14 protein-coding genes are annotated in these 14,877 nt (G+C 45.5%); 2 read left to right on the top strand and 12 right to left on the bottom strand.

Going from position 1 to position 14,877, the window contains the following annotated elements:
- Nucleotides 1-29 precede the first annotated feature (29 nt).
- From ABR189_RS12460 to ggt, 5 genes are all read right to left on the bottom strand, one after another.
- A complete protein-coding gene (locus ABR189_RS12460) occupies nucleotides 30-905 on the bottom strand; it encodes a TraB/GumN family protein (RefSeq protein WP_354660826.1) in 876 nt (291 codons plus the stop codon).
- Nucleotides 906-947: 42 nt separating this feature from the next.
- Nucleotides 948-2,006, bottom strand: a complete 1,059-nt coding sequence (locus ABR189_RS12455; RefSeq protein ID WP_354660825.1) for an aminotransferase class I/II-fold pyridoxal phosphate-dependent enzyme — start codon at nucleotides 2,004-2,006, stop codon at nucleotides 948-950.
- 6 nt (nucleotides 2,007-2,012) lie between these two features.
- Nucleotides 2,013-2,441 (bottom strand): hypothetical protein, encoded by a 429-nt coding sequence (locus ABR189_RS12450; protein WP_354660824.1) that lies wholly within the window; start codon nucleotides 2,439-2,441, stop codon nucleotides 2,013-2,015.
- A 10-nt stretch (nucleotides 2,442-2,451) separates the two neighbouring features.
- The gene (locus tag ABR189_RS12445) at nucleotides 2,452-2,979 is read right to left on the bottom strand and encodes a DUF1572 family protein (protein WP_354660823.1); all 528 of its coding nucleotides are present in this window, start codon (nucleotides 2,977-2,979) and stop codon (nucleotides 2,452-2,454) included.
- A gap of 163 nt (nucleotides 2,980-3,142) precedes the next feature.
- A complete protein-coding gene (gene ggt, locus ABR189_RS12440; RefSeq protein WP_354660822.1) occupies nucleotides 3,143-4,852 on the bottom strand; it encodes a gamma-glutamyltransferase in 1,710 nt (569 codons plus the stop codon).
- 200 nt (nucleotides 4,853-5,052) lie between these two features.
- On the opposite strand from ggt, the gene ABR189_RS12435 reads away from it, so the two are divergent.
- A complete protein-coding gene (locus ABR189_RS12435; RefSeq protein ID WP_354660821.1) occupies nucleotides 5,053-7,524 on the top strand; it encodes a M14 family metallopeptidase in 2,472 nt (823 codons plus the stop codon).
- 9 nt (nucleotides 7,525-7,533) lie between these two features.
- Here ABR189_RS12435 and ABR189_RS12430 read toward each other — a convergent pair whose 3' ends face one another.
- Nucleotides 7,534-8,142 (bottom strand): redoxin family protein, encoded by a 609-nt coding sequence (locus tag ABR189_RS12430; RefSeq protein ID WP_354660820.1) that lies wholly within the window; start codon nucleotides 8,140-8,142, stop codon nucleotides 7,534-7,536.
- Between the two features lie 333 nt (nucleotides 8,143-8,475).
- On the opposite strand from ABR189_RS12430, the gene ABR189_RS12425 reads away from it, so the two are divergent.
- Nucleotides 8,476-9,243 (top strand): hypothetical protein, encoded by a 768-nt coding sequence (locus tag ABR189_RS12425; RefSeq protein ID WP_354660819.1) that lies wholly within the window; start codon nucleotides 8,476-8,478, stop codon nucleotides 9,241-9,243.
- Here ABR189_RS12425 and ABR189_RS12420 read toward each other — a convergent pair.
- From ABR189_RS12420 to ABR189_RS12395, 6 genes are all read right to left on the bottom strand, one after another.
- Nucleotides 9,237-10,178, bottom strand: a complete 942-nt coding sequence (locus ABR189_RS12420; RefSeq protein ID WP_354660818.1) for a YihY/virulence factor BrkB family protein — start codon at nucleotides 10,176-10,178, stop codon at nucleotides 9,237-9,239. The two genes, ABR189_RS12425 and ABR189_RS12420, sit on opposite strands and share 7 nt — an antisense overlap.
- A 176-nt stretch (nucleotides 10,179-10,354) precedes the next feature.
- Nucleotides 10,355-11,413: an endolytic transglycosylase MltG gene (gene mltG, locus ABR189_RS12415; RefSeq protein WP_354660817.1), complete on the bottom strand. Its 1,059-nt coding sequence runs from the start codon at nucleotides 11,411-11,413 to the stop codon at nucleotides 10,355-10,357.
- Nucleotides 11,414-11,483: 70 nt separating this feature from the next.
- Nucleotides 11,484-11,843, bottom strand: a complete 360-nt coding sequence (gene secG, locus ABR189_RS12410; RefSeq protein WP_354660816.1) for a preprotein translocase subunit SecG — start codon at nucleotides 11,841-11,843, stop codon at nucleotides 11,484-11,486.
- Between the two features lie 6 nt (nucleotides 11,844-11,849).
- Nucleotides 11,850-12,944: a DUF8458 domain-containing protein gene (locus ABR189_RS12405; protein WP_354660815.1), complete on the bottom strand. Its 1,095-nt coding sequence runs from the start codon at nucleotides 12,942-12,944 to the stop codon at nucleotides 11,850-11,852.
- 118 nt (nucleotides 12,945-13,062) lie between these two features.
- Nucleotides 13,063-13,584 carry an LPS assembly lipoprotein LptE gene (gene lptE / locus ABR189_RS12400; protein ID WP_354660814.1) on the bottom strand — a complete coding sequence of 174 codons (522 nt, stop codon included), beginning with the start codon at nucleotides 13,582-13,584 and terminating at the stop codon, nucleotides 13,063-13,065.
- 29 nt (nucleotides 13,585-13,613) lie between these two features.
- Complete coding sequence (locus ABR189_RS12395; RefSeq protein WP_354660813.1) at nucleotides 13,614-14,867, bottom strand: sigma-54 interaction domain-containing protein; 1,254 nt, start codon at nucleotides 14,865-14,867, stop codon at nucleotides 13,614-13,616.
- Nucleotides 14,868-14,877: the final 10 nt, after the last annotated feature.

Here is a 14,877-nt window from a genome sequence, read left to right as displayed (position 1 = left end):
ATGGCTACCTGCCCGTTATCATGTATAGCTTATCTGATGGGTTCTACTTTATAGCCTTGTTCCTGTAAAAGTCTGATCACTCCTTTTTCTCCTGGCAGATGCCCTGCTCCGCAGGCAAAAAAGGTAGGTTTGCGTTTGGCCTGCGCCGTAATTACCGGAATCCAGTTGCTGTTACGCCTGTCCAGTAATGCATCTTTAAACTGCATCCAGTCAGGGGCCTGCAGCATGTATTCATACAGCTTGTTGATGTCCTGCTGTTTATAGGCGGCTACCATTTTCCTGTTCAGCACTCTGGAATCTTTCTCAGTAATCATTTTCATGATGATCGCTGCTTCTTCTGTATCCGGAATACTATCAAACAATCTTATCTGGTCTTCCAGTGCTTCCAGCCCTTTAATAGATTTCTGTTGCTGTTTAGCCATTTGCATCAGCGCTGCCTCACAGCTGGCCGTCTTACAGGAAAAAGATTGTTGTATCAGGAGCGACATCACCGCTAATGGTTTCATTTTATCAAATACGCTGATGTCCATACCGGTAGAATCTTTGCAATACTTTTCCAGTATTGCGTAATCTGCTGCTTTGAATAATTGTTTAAAAGAATACCCTTCCGGCATCATCATGGATTGTCCCATTTTGAATAACAACTGAGGATCGTCCATATCTATTTCCAGATACAGTGTTTTGGTAGCTTTAAATGCAGCGAGTGCAGCAGGCGAAAAAGAAAGGTCTTCTTTACAGAGAATATGAAAGGTGCCGTAAAGATAAGACGGCTGCGTAAGCCCGTTGCTGGAAATCTTCCATAAAAGTGATGTTTTCGGTACCGGCGCTTTCTTAACTGGCTGTGCCTGACCGGATAACAGACATACTCCGGTGAAAAATAACAGGCAAAGAATACTTTTGGTCATAGGCTGTTTTTGAATGACGTTGGGTAATGGATTACGTTTATATTATGCGCTTTGACTTTCCTCCAGGAAGCGATAGAGCAGTGTTATATCTTCCGGCTCATGCAGGGCCGACAGCACCACACGGTTTACATGCGGACTGTGCGGGTAAGGATAAGCAAAGGAAGAAATAACAATATCCCTTGCGGCCAGATAGGTGGTAATATCAGGCACCCCATTACCAGGCTGCAGGAGAAATATGGGTAACTTCTGCGGGTTGTGTAGCAGCGGCATGTTTTTAGCCAGCTGCAACAGGTGCGCAATGTTTTTACAAAGGGTTTCCCGTTGCGTTACAAACAAGGGCTTGCATTGGAGAAAGGCATAGGCCCCTGCCGGCATCATGGGCGTGCTGGCTGTAAAAAACGGGTGCTTTTTAAGCGCTGCAATATCAGCAGCATGGCCGGTTATGACACCTCCCGGTATACTGAATGCTTTTGCCAGGGAAGCGGTTAGGAGATACCTGACATGTTCGGTTTGCGGAAGGGTATAGCTGATGCCCTGGCCATGTGCTCCTAAAACACCCACTCCATGCGAATCGTCAATGACTACGAGCACTTTACGGGTTACTTCATACAGCCAGCCAAAATCATATACCGTACTGGTAAGCGGGCTTACTGCATCCGTTACCACCACAAAGGTATGGTCGGCAGCAGCGTTTATTTTTTCCAGCATTTCTCCTGCCCATTGTTCATATGGTATATCCGGCAATGTGGGATTATTATACCATAGGGCAGGATGTGATTGGGGTGCATACAGCAACTGTCCTTTAGTGTGAGCATAATGAATAGCTGCCTGTCCGGCCAGGAAGCCGGAGGAGACAACAGCAGCAGATTGCTGATGCATCCATACTGCCAGGGCATGCTCCGTTTCTTCGTATACGCTCAGCCGGACGTTACCGGCTCTGGAGGATGGGAATACAGTGCCATATTGAGCAATACCAGCTGTGAGCTGCCTCCTGAACTCCGGATGGACATGCATGCCCAGGTAGGAAAAACCGGAAAAGAACAAACTGTTCCTGTCTGCTGTTTGCACCGTTCTGCCGGGTGTAATTCCAGTTGAAAGCATCGTAGATTAGTCTTTTTTAGTACATAGTATAAAGTGATAATCACCGGATACTACTTTCATATCAAAGTGATCCTTGTCCAATTTTACGACTGTTAAAAGATGTTCAGCATTCCGGGAACCATTGGCCGAAGTAATAGAAATGATTTTTCCATTACTGAGCAGCTGGTATCTGCCGGAATCCGGTACACCGGCATTGGTGGCGATAAAGAGGTTGTTGTCCAGGAACTGGTAATACACATCGGTATAATACCCTTTTTTAAGTTCCGCTGCCTGGTTTACCTGTGTACTATTGTACGGATCGTTGGGCGGAACTTTTACATCGTATACCCGCCACTTTTTATGGATCAGCAGCTCATTGGTTTTGCCGGAATTACAGGCGCTGACAGCCAGTACCAGGCACCACAGCAATAGCGCCTTACGTAGTATGCCCCTCATAGTTCGAAAATTACTTGCCAAATTTTTCCTGATTATATTGTTGTGATTGCCCTTTGGGAATAGAAAGGCTTTCCCAGTTATCTCCCCGGATCATTTTACCAATGTAAACAATTTGTCCTACATGGTAAGGAATATGGCTTACCTGCCGGTTAATGGCATCCAGTACAGCGTGTGGTTCCTTCCGGATATAGACGGTTTTTTCCAGGTCGTCAGCTGTCAGGCTGCTGATAGCCTGTATCATACAATCCCATCCGGCTGTCCACATGGCCAGAATTTCTTCTTTGGTAGCAGATGTTTCCACAAATTCAGCATCCCGGTCCCGTCCGGGCTTTTCCCCATCAGTGGTCAGGAAATCCGTCCACCGGGAAAGCATATTACCATGAATATGTTTAACTATCAGGTAAATGCTGTTGGGAGCTCCGGCAGGTTGCCAGTGCAATTGCTCCCCGTTAAGCTGTTCAAAGGTTTTATCTCCCAGCGTTTTGTAATACAGCAGCCTTTTTTGGGCGCTTTCCAGATACAAGTTTCCTAAAGACATATTTTTTAGCTTTTAGCTGTTGGCTATTAGCCTTTAGCCACGTCATGCAGGCATGAATGACTAAAGCAAACCTCCAGCAACGGTTTAGTTAATTTATTACAGCAACAACTATTTAACAACAAAACACAATCCCTAAAAGCTAACAGCTAACTGCTAAAAGCTGCTACTGCCCCGCCACGCTATCATCCCCGCGTTTATCGCCTACCGCTTCCAGGGTACGATTAGTATTTATTTTAATCACTTCCGTACGGCCGATAGCGTCCCGTTTCACTACCTTATAACCCATTTGCTCCAATGCCATAATAGTGCTTTCCGGAAAATCTTTTTCCACATCTATTTGATCAGGAAGCCATTGGTGATGGAATTTAGGCTTATTGACCGCTTCTTCCGGTGAGAGGTTAAACTCGAGTATATTCAGTAGTGTTTGAAACACGGAGGTGATAATGGTAGAGCCTCCCGGAGTACCTGTTACCAGTATGGGATGTTGTTGCTGCAGTACGATAGTGGGCGTCATAGAGCTGAGCATACGTTTTCCGGGAGCTATTGCATTGGCTTCTGAACCTACCAGACCGTACATATTGGGTACACCGGGTTTTATACTGAAGTCATCCATCTCATTATTTAATAAAAAGCCGGCGCCACCCACTACCACATTACTGCCATAGCTGCCGTTAAGGGTAGTGGTAACAGATACGGCATTGCCAGCAGCATCTACTACACAGAGGTGTGTGGTTTCTTCACTTTCGGGTAATAGCTGCCCCGCCTTCAGTTTTTCGCTGTTACCTGCCTTTGCGGATACAAAATCTTTCATCCGGCTTTTCAGGTAGGCAGGTTGTACCAGTTGGGCAGCAGGTACTTTTACAAAGTCAGCATCTCCCATGTATTCCGCTCTGTCGGCATAGGCACGGCGTTCTGCTTCCACCATTAATTGCACGGCCTGTGGCGACTGGAAGCCATAAGTGGCCAGTGGATATTGTTCCACCATACCCATCATTTGCTGCAGGCAGATACCACCACTGGAAGGCGGAGGCATGGTTACGATGGTATAGCCTTTGTAGTTAAATACAACAGGAATTCTTTCTTTAGCCTTATATTTTTTAAGGTCATCCAGGGTAATGATCCCCCGGCCTCTTTTCATTTCTGCTACGATTTTGTGGGCCGTTTCTCCGGTATAAAAGCCCGCAGCGCCTTTGGCTTTAACAAGTTGGAGGGTGCGTGCCAGTTCTTTTTGAATCAGCGTATCACCAGCTTTCCAGGGTTGTGCTTTTACAAACGCTATGGGATGAGTTGTATTGAGCCGGATAAATTTGGCTTTATGGGCATTCAGGCTTTGGGCCTCTCCCTCGCTGATGGCAAACCCTTTTTCGGCCAGCAGGATAGCAGGCTCGATCAGTTTGGAGAAGGGGAGGGAAGCATATTTCATAGAGGCAAATAATCCGGCAACGGTGCCCGGAATACCGGCCGCCAGATGCCCATCCTGGCTCAGGGTAGTATTGGCATTACCCTGTGCATCCAGGTACATATCCCGCCCGGCTTTATCAGGCGCAGTTTCGCGATAGTCGATGGCGATATTTTTACCATTTTTTAGATGGGCCACCAGAAAACCTCCTCCGCCCAGGTTGCCCGCTCCGGGATATACTACTGCCAATGCCAGCTGTGTGGCAATGGCGGCATCTACTGCATTGCCGCCCTGCTGCAGGATCAGATTACCGGCCTGGCTGGCCAGCGGATGGGCAGATACAACCGCTCCCTGCTTAAATGTACCTGTTTTGTCAATAGTATAGGCATATGGGTTAAAACCTGCCAGTGGCTGCTGGGCATAGGCACTATATTTACATAAGATGACCAGCCCAATGAGTATAATACGGCGCATAATCCTGCTATTTATTCGAAATTAAGACATACTGCAAACCCGGTAAAATTAATTGTACAAGGCGCCGGGGATGGCCAGGGCAGGAATGCTGTAAAGGGCGGGGTAGCGATTACTATTTATACTATATTCGGAGTCGAAATGATCACACGGCTATGCGCAAATACCTCATCACGCTACTATTGCTAACGTCCTTTTCCGGAATGAGTTTTTCCCAATCCATTCCTACGCCATCACAATTCCTGGGCTATCAGTTGGGCACACAATTTACGCCTCATCACCGCGTGATAGCATATTTTATGCAGGTAAGTGCGGCTGCCGGCAATGTTAAGCTGGAGCAGTATGGTAATACCTACGAAGGACGGCCTTTGTATTATGCAGTGGTGGCTTCTCCGGCTAATTTTTCCCGGCTGGACGAGATCAGAAAACATCACCTGGATATTGCAGCCGCCAGAGGAGGGAAAAATCCCGGAGATCCGGTAATAGTATGGCTGAGCTATAATGTACACGGTAATGAAGCGGTATCCACAGAAGCGGCCATGAAAACATTATATGAGCTGGTCAATAAAGCCAATACCCAAACACAGCAATGGCTGCAAAATACCATCGTGATCATAGATCCCTGCCTTAATCCCGATGGGCGTGAGCGTTACGTGAACTTTTATAATAGCGTACGCAGCAAAAAGCCGGATGTACAACGTTATAGCCGGGAACATATGGAACCATGGCCCAATGGGCGTTCCAATCATTATTATTTTGACCTGAACCGGGATTGGGCCTGGCAAACACAGATAGAATCACAACAACGGGTAAGCAGGTATAATCAATGGCTGCCTGAAGTACATGTAGACTTTCATGAACAGGATATCGATGCACCGTATTACTTTGCTCCGGCGGCAGAACCTTTGCATGATGTGATTACCCCCTGGCAACGGGAACTGCAGACAATGATTGGAAAGAACAACGCGAAATACTTTGATCATGAAGGCTGGCTGTATTTTACAAAAGAACGGTTCGACCTCTTTTACCCCAGCTACGGTGATACCTATCCTACCTACAATGGTGCGGTAGGGATGACTTATGAGCAGGGGGGCGGTGGCCACAGTGGGGTAGCCGTGTTGAAAAATGACGGGGATACCCTTACCCTTAAAGACAGGATTGCACATCATCATATCACCGGCTTATCTACTATAGAAGTGGCCTCCCTGAATGCTGATAAGATCCGTGATGAATTCGTAAAGTATTTTGAAACAGCCAAACGTAATCCGCCAGGCAGCTATAAAGGATATGTAATAAAGGCTACGGGGAATACGGAAAAACTACATGCGCTTGCAGAGCTGCTGCGTAAAAATGATATCGCCTTCGGATATGGCGCCACTACCCGGCAGTCTAGCGGGTTCAACTATTTTACAGGCAAAACGGAAAACTTTACCATTGAAAAAGAAGACCTGGTACTGAGTGCTTATCAGCCCAGGTCTAATATGCTGACAGTATTATTTGAACCTACTTCCCGCCTGACAGATTCTGTTACCTATGATATTACTGCCTGGTCATTACCCTATGTATACGGGCTACAGGCTTATGCCGTGAAACAAACACTTACGCCTGCTACTGATACGCCGGAACTGCGGAATAACAGTGCCTTAACGGCGGCGAAGCCCTATGCTTACCTTTCCGGATGGAACAGCGTAACAGATGTGAAATTTTTATCTGCACTCCTGCAGGCCGATGTAAAAGTGCGGTTTAGCGAAGTGCCCTTTTCTGTGGGTGGGAAAGACTTCCCTGCAGGTACATTGGTCATTACCAGGTCGGGCAACGGAGAAGTAACGCCGCAGTTTGACAAACTGGTCACCGGCCTGGCAAATAAATTCAAAGTAAGCCTGGATGCCGTGGCTACTGGCTTTGTAGATAAGGGGATGGACTTCGGATCGGATAAGATCCGGTTTATCCGCCAGCCTAAGATAGTAGTGCTTGCCGGAAAAGGAGTTTCTTCCCTGGGTATGGGCGAGATCTGGCATTTCTTTGAACAGCAGATCGATTATCCGGTTGCTGTTGTAGATCAGAAAGAACTGGATGAAGTAGATCTGAAGGGAATAGATGTATTGATCCTTCCTGATGGTACCTATGAATGTTTGTCTGATAAAAAGATGACCACACGCTTAAAGGATTGGGTTTCCGGAGGAGGCAGGCTTATTGCCCTGGAAGGTACAGTAGCACAGCTGGCAGAAGAAGACTGGGGAATCAGACTAAAGAAAAAAGAAGCTGATAAGGATGATAAGAAGGATACCTATAGTGCCTTGAAAACATATGCCAACCGGGAGCGGGAAAGCGTAAAACAGTTCATCCCCGGTGCGATCTATAAGGTACAAATGGACAAAACGCATCCGCTGGCATTTGGGTACCCGGACATTTACTATACCCTGAGGCAGGATAATAAGCTGTATGAGTTTCTTGAAAATGATGGTTGGAATGTAGGAGTGATCAAAAAGGATAATTACCTCAGCGGTTTTGTAGGGGCTGATACCCGTATGCGTTTGCAGGACGGCTTGTTATTTGGGGTGAAGGACCTTGGCAGCGGAGCAGTTGTAATTCTTGCAGATAACCCGCTTTTCAGAAGTTTCTGGGAAAACGGAAAGCTGCTGTTTAGTAATGCCGTATTCCTGGTAGGACAATAATCTACGCTGTTAATTTCGTTGTCTTTTAATACTGCATCCCAGTGAATTAGTAGTATTCACAGCAATACCATTACCTGACAGCAGGTTATTGACTGCATTTTGAAGATATTGGGCTTTTACAGCCGATTCATTGCCGGGATTATCATCTATCCCGCCTTTGTATACCAAACGCCCGTTTTTATCAAACAGGAAACATTCCGGTGTATGGTTAGCATCAAAGGCGTCTGCTATGACTGCATTTTTATCCAATACATAAAACCAGTTATAATGCTGCTGGGCAGCATATGCTTTCATGGCCTGTAAGGACTCTCCTTCATTACGTATCGCCTCATTGGCATTTACCAGTATTACCCCGATATTGTTTTTATGTGCATAGTTACAGATGTTGCTGGTACGTTGCTGATTGCGTATTACATAAGGGCAGCTGTTGCCAGAGAATATGACCAGCAACCCATTGCCTCTTTTAGCACTATTCAGGGATACATCTTTGCCGGAAATATCCCGCAGTTTTTCATCTGCTTTGGGAATAGATGCTCCAATCTCCAGAGAGGCAGAGACGGGTAACCACGATGTCAGGAAAAGGGTGCCAATAGCTAAATAACAGGTGGTTTTTATCATAGTAGATGGTTTTCAGGTAAACGCCCCGGGTCAGGACAAAATACGGCTGATTCAAACAGGAAAATATAAAAAATTATCGCAAAATAAAAATTTATAATATAAATGCCTGGTAAGCAAAGTACTGCAATCATACAGCAGTCTTTCAGGGGAATGAATACTTGTTTTGCAACATTTCATTTTTCCCTTTGAGATATGTTATTTTAGTTATATTTTCAGTATACATTTTCTATCAACTGAGAACAACCTGTATGGACGTTATCTTATTAACCTGAGGAGCCAGCATCTCAGTACTTGCAGTAATAACCCATTTATGTATCCATTAAAGCGTTACATATGAAAATGTCTTCCACAATAGCATGCTTTACAGCGCTGTGTACTTTTTTGTTATTGGCCGTTGGGTGTAGAAGTATCCCTGATTATTCCCATGGGGCAGGGCCATACCAGATTGTGAAATTGAAGGGTAATATTCACGGGAAGCTGGATTCCTTTACTGTAGCATACAACAGTAAAGGGTTTCCGGTTAGTTTAACCAAGTCTGGTGTGGATACCAGTTCTCCTAACTATTTGTTCCGGTATGATAAGCAGGACCGGTTGACGGATTGTATAGGTGTTTATACAGCAGGTGGTGCTGAAATGTGGTATCGCTATGGTTATGATGATAAAAAGAGAATTGTGAAGGACACCATGTATATGTTTGGAAAACTGACCACAGGACCAGGTACTGATCTTGCGTTTACCTCTGAGTATGAATATGATGTACAGGACAGAATGACCCGCAGGAAAATAACTTTTGTTAAAGATGGCGGTGTGGTATGGGATCTTAAATATTTGTATGATGAGCAGGGTAACCGGCAGCTGATAGGGCAATTTGATAAACCCGGGCATCAGATCACCTATGATGATAAAGTCAATATGCTACGCTTGCACCCCGTGTGGCAATTTTTAGCGCAGGATTATAGCAGCAACAATGTTGTTCAAAATATGACATATAATGAGCAGGGGCTTCCGCTGCATATCAGCAACACCGCAACATCCGGTGCTGCAATCAGTTTTTTGGATATCAACTTTGAGGAACTGGATATTACCTATAATTATCAATAAGATTCCTCCTCTTTAGCCATTTCCTTCAGGGTACGGATGCTGGCATTTAATTCAAAACCTACCAATAGGATAAAAGAATTAAAATAGATCCACAGCATTAAGATGAGGATGGTACCAATAGAGCCATAGATCTTGTTATAGGCACCAAAATTGTTAACAAAGTAGGAAAACCCCAGTGTTACCAGGATCATAAATACAGTAGAAAAAGTAGCGCCTGCCGTAATGAATTTCCATCGCTTGGTAGTAGCCGGGCCAAAGCGGTAAATAAAGGAATTGATAAAAAAGAACAGGAGTATAATGAGCACCCAGCGGGCTACATCAATAATAGATCTTACAAAAGTGTTCTCTATATTCAACTCGTTAAAAATATAGCGCAGGACGGTGCCTTGTGCAATGATGAGCGCCACCGTAATGAGTAATAACAATACCAGGATGGTAGTCAGCTGCAGCGCCATAATGCGGTTTTGCCACCATTTGCGCTGCCGGAATCCCGGCTTCGACTTATTAAACGAGCGCATGATCCCCATTACCCCATTGGAGGAATAAAAGAAACCAGCCAGAAAGGCGATAGATAATAATCCATTCCGGTGCGTATATAAAAAGTCATGGATCATATCCCGTATGATCAGGTAAATGTTGTAGTTAGGAGTGAGGTCCAGTGCCAGGTCATATAAGGTAGCTTCCACATTTTTCATGGGAATAAAAGGTACCAGTGTAAACAGGAAAATGAAGAAAGGAGGAATCGCCAGTAAAAAGTTGAACGATATTGCTGCGGCCCGGTCGCCCAGGCTTGTATCTTTTGTTTCCTTCAGGAAAAATTTAATCACAGCATACAATGACAATCCCTCAAAGCCAGGTAACACCAGCGTTTTGCTTCTGTTCACCAGCCAGCGGTAAGGTCGTGTTGTAGTAATATATTTTTCCGGTTTGACCATTTTTTTTAAGCTATTAGCTGTTAGCCTTTAGCTGTTAGCGTTTATGTTTTGTTGTTAATGTATATTAGATGGTTAATGTATTTCACAAAGCTAATGGCTAAAAGTCAAACTATTTACGGAGATCTCACCTTACGTACAACAGCTAAAGGCTAATAGCCAACAGCTAACAGCTTCCTCTAAAATCCCCGCTTATTCAGTTCTGCCTGGTATTTCCGGGCATTTACCAGGTGTTCTGCATAGGTGGCTGCAAAAGCGTGGTAGCCGGAAAAGTCTGCCCTGGCACAGAAGTAGATATAATCTGTTTCAGGCGTATTTAAGACGGCGGTAATACTTTTAACGGAGGGGGTGCAAATAGGTCCCGGAGGTAAACCGGGATAACGGTAAGTATTATACGGAGAGTCAAAAAGCGTATGGCTTTCCCGGATCCTTTTGAGTCCAAAATCTTTTAAGGCAAACTTTACGGTGGGGTCAGCCTGCAAGCGCATGCCTTTTTTTATACGGTTTAAGTAGGCGCTGGAAATCAGCGGCTTTTCATCGTTTTTATTACTTTCTTCTTCTACAATAGATGCCAGGATGGTGGCTTCATTGGGAGAGAGGCCCAATGCCCTGGCTTTGGCCTTACGTTCATCTGTCCAGTAATCTTCCCTTTCTTTTTCCAGTTTTTTAAAGGCACTTTCTGCGGAGGTATTCCAGTAAAACTCGTAGGTATTGGGGAGTACGGCGCACATGACGGTGTTGGTATCCAGGCCAAATTGACGGAGGTATACCTGGTCGTCCATTAAGGCACGGAGCGCGTTGGAATCGGCCTCCAGGTTATTGGCAATCTTTCTTATGAAGTCATCTTTGGTGCGTAGTTTGGTAATGACCAGCTGTACGGGCGACTGTCTGCCGGAGCGCAGCAGTTTTACGATCTCAAAATTGCTCATGCCCCTGTCAATCTTGTATCTGCCTGCTTTCACCCGGTCCGGATAATCCAGTTCTTTCGCCACCCAGTTAAAGCTGTTACGGCTGCGGATAATGCCTTGTTCTTCCAGGCCATCCAGCACATTGGCGTAAGTCCTGCCGGTTTTGATATAGAAGTATTTATTATCGCTGATAGCCCGGGTGTTGGGGCCAAATACGCGATAAGAGATATATACAAGTACACCGGCAGCCAGGCAACAGGTGTACAAAATGATGCGTTTTATCCATTTGGAACGGTTACTGGCCGCTTGCTTTTTGCTTTTGTTTGCCATATAATATTGCCTGAACAATAAAAAACCCCGCTTTTAAAGGCGAGGTTTTAAAAATATGATTACAGATCACTTATTTAGGTTGCGGCGCCGGAGCAGGTGCTGGCGTTGTCGGAGTGTTAGGCAGTGGCGTAGCAGGTGCCTGAGGTACTGCAGCTTTGCCGGCAGCTTTTTCCACAGCGGTAGGCGGAGCTACAGAAGTAGTGGTTTTGCCGATAAAGAAACTGGAAGTAAGACATAATACAGCAATCAGTACTGCCAGGATCCAGGTGCCTTTTTCCAGTACATCTGTGGTCTGACGCACACCAATTACCTGGGTGCCAATGCCACCAAATGAGCCGGACAAACCACCCCCTTTAGGGTTTTGTACCAACACAAAAAAGCCTAACAACACACAGGCTAATATGATCAATATACCGAAAACTAATAACATATTTACTTAATGTTTATTACTGTTTATTTTATCTTTTTCTAACTGATGAAGTTCAGCTATCTTTTGCGCAAAATAAGCGCTTTTGTCGGGATTAAGCAAACTTAATTTTTGATATATGTGGATGGCCGACTGGTACTGGTGTTGGCGTGCCCATATTTCTGCCAGTGTTTCCGACACAATATCATCATTCAGCGTAATGGACTTCATCGCCATTTGTTCTACTGCTTCGGACACTTCGGGTTCCTCATCCTCATAAATGTGATGCAAATGCTGGTGGTACCAGTCTTTCTGGGCTTTTCCAGCAAAACTGTCCTTCATTTGACGGAGCCAGTCCGTAAAACTTTTCATTTCTGCCATTCCTTTTTCATTAAGATCATCAGCACGGGCCGGCTCTTTCAGTCTTTTATACGCGAAGTAGTCATCTGTATACAAAGGCTGGAAGGTCAGCGTAGTTTCTTCTGCGGGTATGTCCAGCGGAAATATTTTGATCGGCTCATCCTGGTCCGGGGTGTCTTCCGGATAGGCTGGTTGAAGTACTTCATTATCATGGGCTACAGCTACCGGAGTAGTCATATCCTCCGTTGCCGCTGCCACTGCTGGTTGTTCAACCGAAGGGGCTGGTGTTGCGGCCTCCACTGGTTGCGCAGCCCCGGCTGTTATGGTTCCTGCTGCGTCAACACTTGCTATATTTGTCGCTTCTCCGGCAACAGTATCCGCTTTAATAGCAGCGGTAGTCTCTGCTGCTGGAGTAGTCAATGTTTCCGCCTCCGCCGGATCGGCTTCAGTGGCTGCTACAGCAGCCGTTACCGGCGTAGCAGCGGTAGGCGTATCAGGCAGGGTGGGATCATTGGGTTCCTCTACTTTTTCCAGCTCACCAATAATGAATTGGTAAACGTAGTGCGGGTTATTACTGTACAGCATAGCTTTTTTGATAGCAGCACTATGCATGTTTTGATGTATGCTGTAATCCTTTTGCGCCAGTAATAGCCGACCCGCCGTAAAATACGGATAGTCTCCCACCAGTTTTGCCAGGGCCGCCTGATCTACCTGAGGTAAATCCGGTTGTTGAAAAATATGGTCAATGATCCTGTTTGCCGTCATAAGCCGCTAAAATATAAAAAAACAGACACATGCAGTCAATCCAACCGATACTTGCGCGTATTTCTGCTCCCGCTGCGCTCCGGGCCTTGCCGGTTGCAGGGTTGCCTGCGGGTTAATATTACCAGTTGGCAAATGCCCGGTTAAAGATATCATCTACCAGCTGGTTGATGATCGTTTCATCCAGTAACTTGTTTTCTACAGAGCTGGGCAACTGGTTGGCCGGGAAATCCGCAGAGCGGGAAAATGACTGCTGGGAATATCCTTTTTTATCACCTATCCTTTTGATGAAGGTCATGGTAACGGTTACGTTCAACCGGGAAGTAGCTGCCTGGTCTACATTAGTTACAGCTGCATTGGAAAAAGAATAGCCGGTAATAGCACCTTTAAATTCGTAATCTCCTTTTTCACTGTCGCCTACCTGTGTAAGCTTGGTTTGTGATTGTATCTTGGTACGCAGCTTTTCGGTTAGTTTCTGACTGAGTGTGGGGTTATTGATAGGGGCCCTGTTTTCGATAAACCGGATGTTGACGGTTTTAGCTCCCTGGTCAATACTGGCACCACTGGCTGAATACTTTACGCTGCAGCCATGCAGTAAACATAATAAAATGGCCACCATTGCTCCCTGAAATATTCTGATCATCTGGCTAAGTATTATTAAGTAGGTGATTGTTACTCGTTAATGTTGTATTCTTTCAGTTTCCGGTAAAGTGTTCTTTCTGAAATACCCAGGTCAAGGGCGGCATCTTTCCGTTTGCCTTTGTGTTTTTTCAGTGCTTTCATGATCAGCTCTTTTTCCTTGTCGGCAATAGAAAGGGTTTCTTCTACTTCTTCATGATGGTCAATCTTACTATCCTGCAGGATAATAGGCTGTGGTGACGACAGCGTATTGGAAGCAGGTACCGCATTTACTTCAGCAGGTGAGGGGTAGTTATGCAGTATATGATTGTCCTGGAAGTTATTCTGGAAGTTGTTGCCATGCGCCAGATTAGGATTCTGGAGGATGTCGAAGAACATCTTCTTCAATTCCGTTACATCCTTTTTCATGTCGAAGAACAGCTTATACAGGATATCCCTTTCGCTCGAAAAATCGCCGCCGCTGTGCTGTTGTGGTGGTGCCAGCATGGGCAGGCGGTTTATTTCCGGCTGATCCGGTAAAAAGCGTTTCAGGTCGTTTCCGGTCACCAGCTTATCTGTAGATAACACAGAAATCTGCTCTGCCAGGTTTTTCAGTTCACGTACATTACCCCGGAAAGGATAATTGATAAGGATGGTACGTGCATCCTCATCCAGTTGTACGGAAGGCGTTTTATATCTTTCTGAAAAGTCTACACAGAATTTGCGGAACAGGAGGGGAATATCCTCTTTACGGTCGCGCAGGGAAGGTACCCGGATCGGCACGGTATTGAGGCGATAGTAAAGGTCTTCCCGGAATTTGCCCTGTTGGGTACGTTCCAGTAAATCACGGTTGGTAGCTGCAATGACCCGTACATCTGTTTTTTGTACTTTGGAAGAACCTACCCTGATATATTCTCCTGTTTCAAGCACACGCAGCAACCGTGCCTGTGTGCCCATGGGCATTTCGCCAATTTCATCCAGAAAAATGGTACCTCCGCTCACGGTTTCAAAATAACCCTTACGGCTATCCATGGCACTGGTAAAGGACCCTTTTTCGTGGCCAAACAGCTCAGAGTCTATCGTACCTTCGGGGATGGCCCCGCAGTTAATGGCAATAAAGGGGTTGTGTTTACGGGCACTCAGTGCATGAATGATCTGAGAAAATACTTCCTTACCCACGCCACTTTCTCCAAAGATGAGTACGGTAAGGTCAGTATTGGCTACCTGCACTGCTACCTGCAAAGCGTAATTCAAAGCCTGGCTGTTGCCGATAATGCCAAATCTATTTTTGATCGATTGAATATCCATTGTCAATCCT

The sequence above is a fragment of the Chitinophaga sp. H8 genome, from assembly GCF_040567655.1.
GTDB classification, from domain to species: domain Bacteria; phylum Bacteroidota; class Bacteroidia; order Chitinophagales; family Chitinophagaceae; genus Chitinophaga; species Chitinophaga defluvii.
The sequence above is the reverse complement of the archived record's forward strand: the minus strand, read 5'-3'. Positions and strand labels throughout refer to the sequence as shown.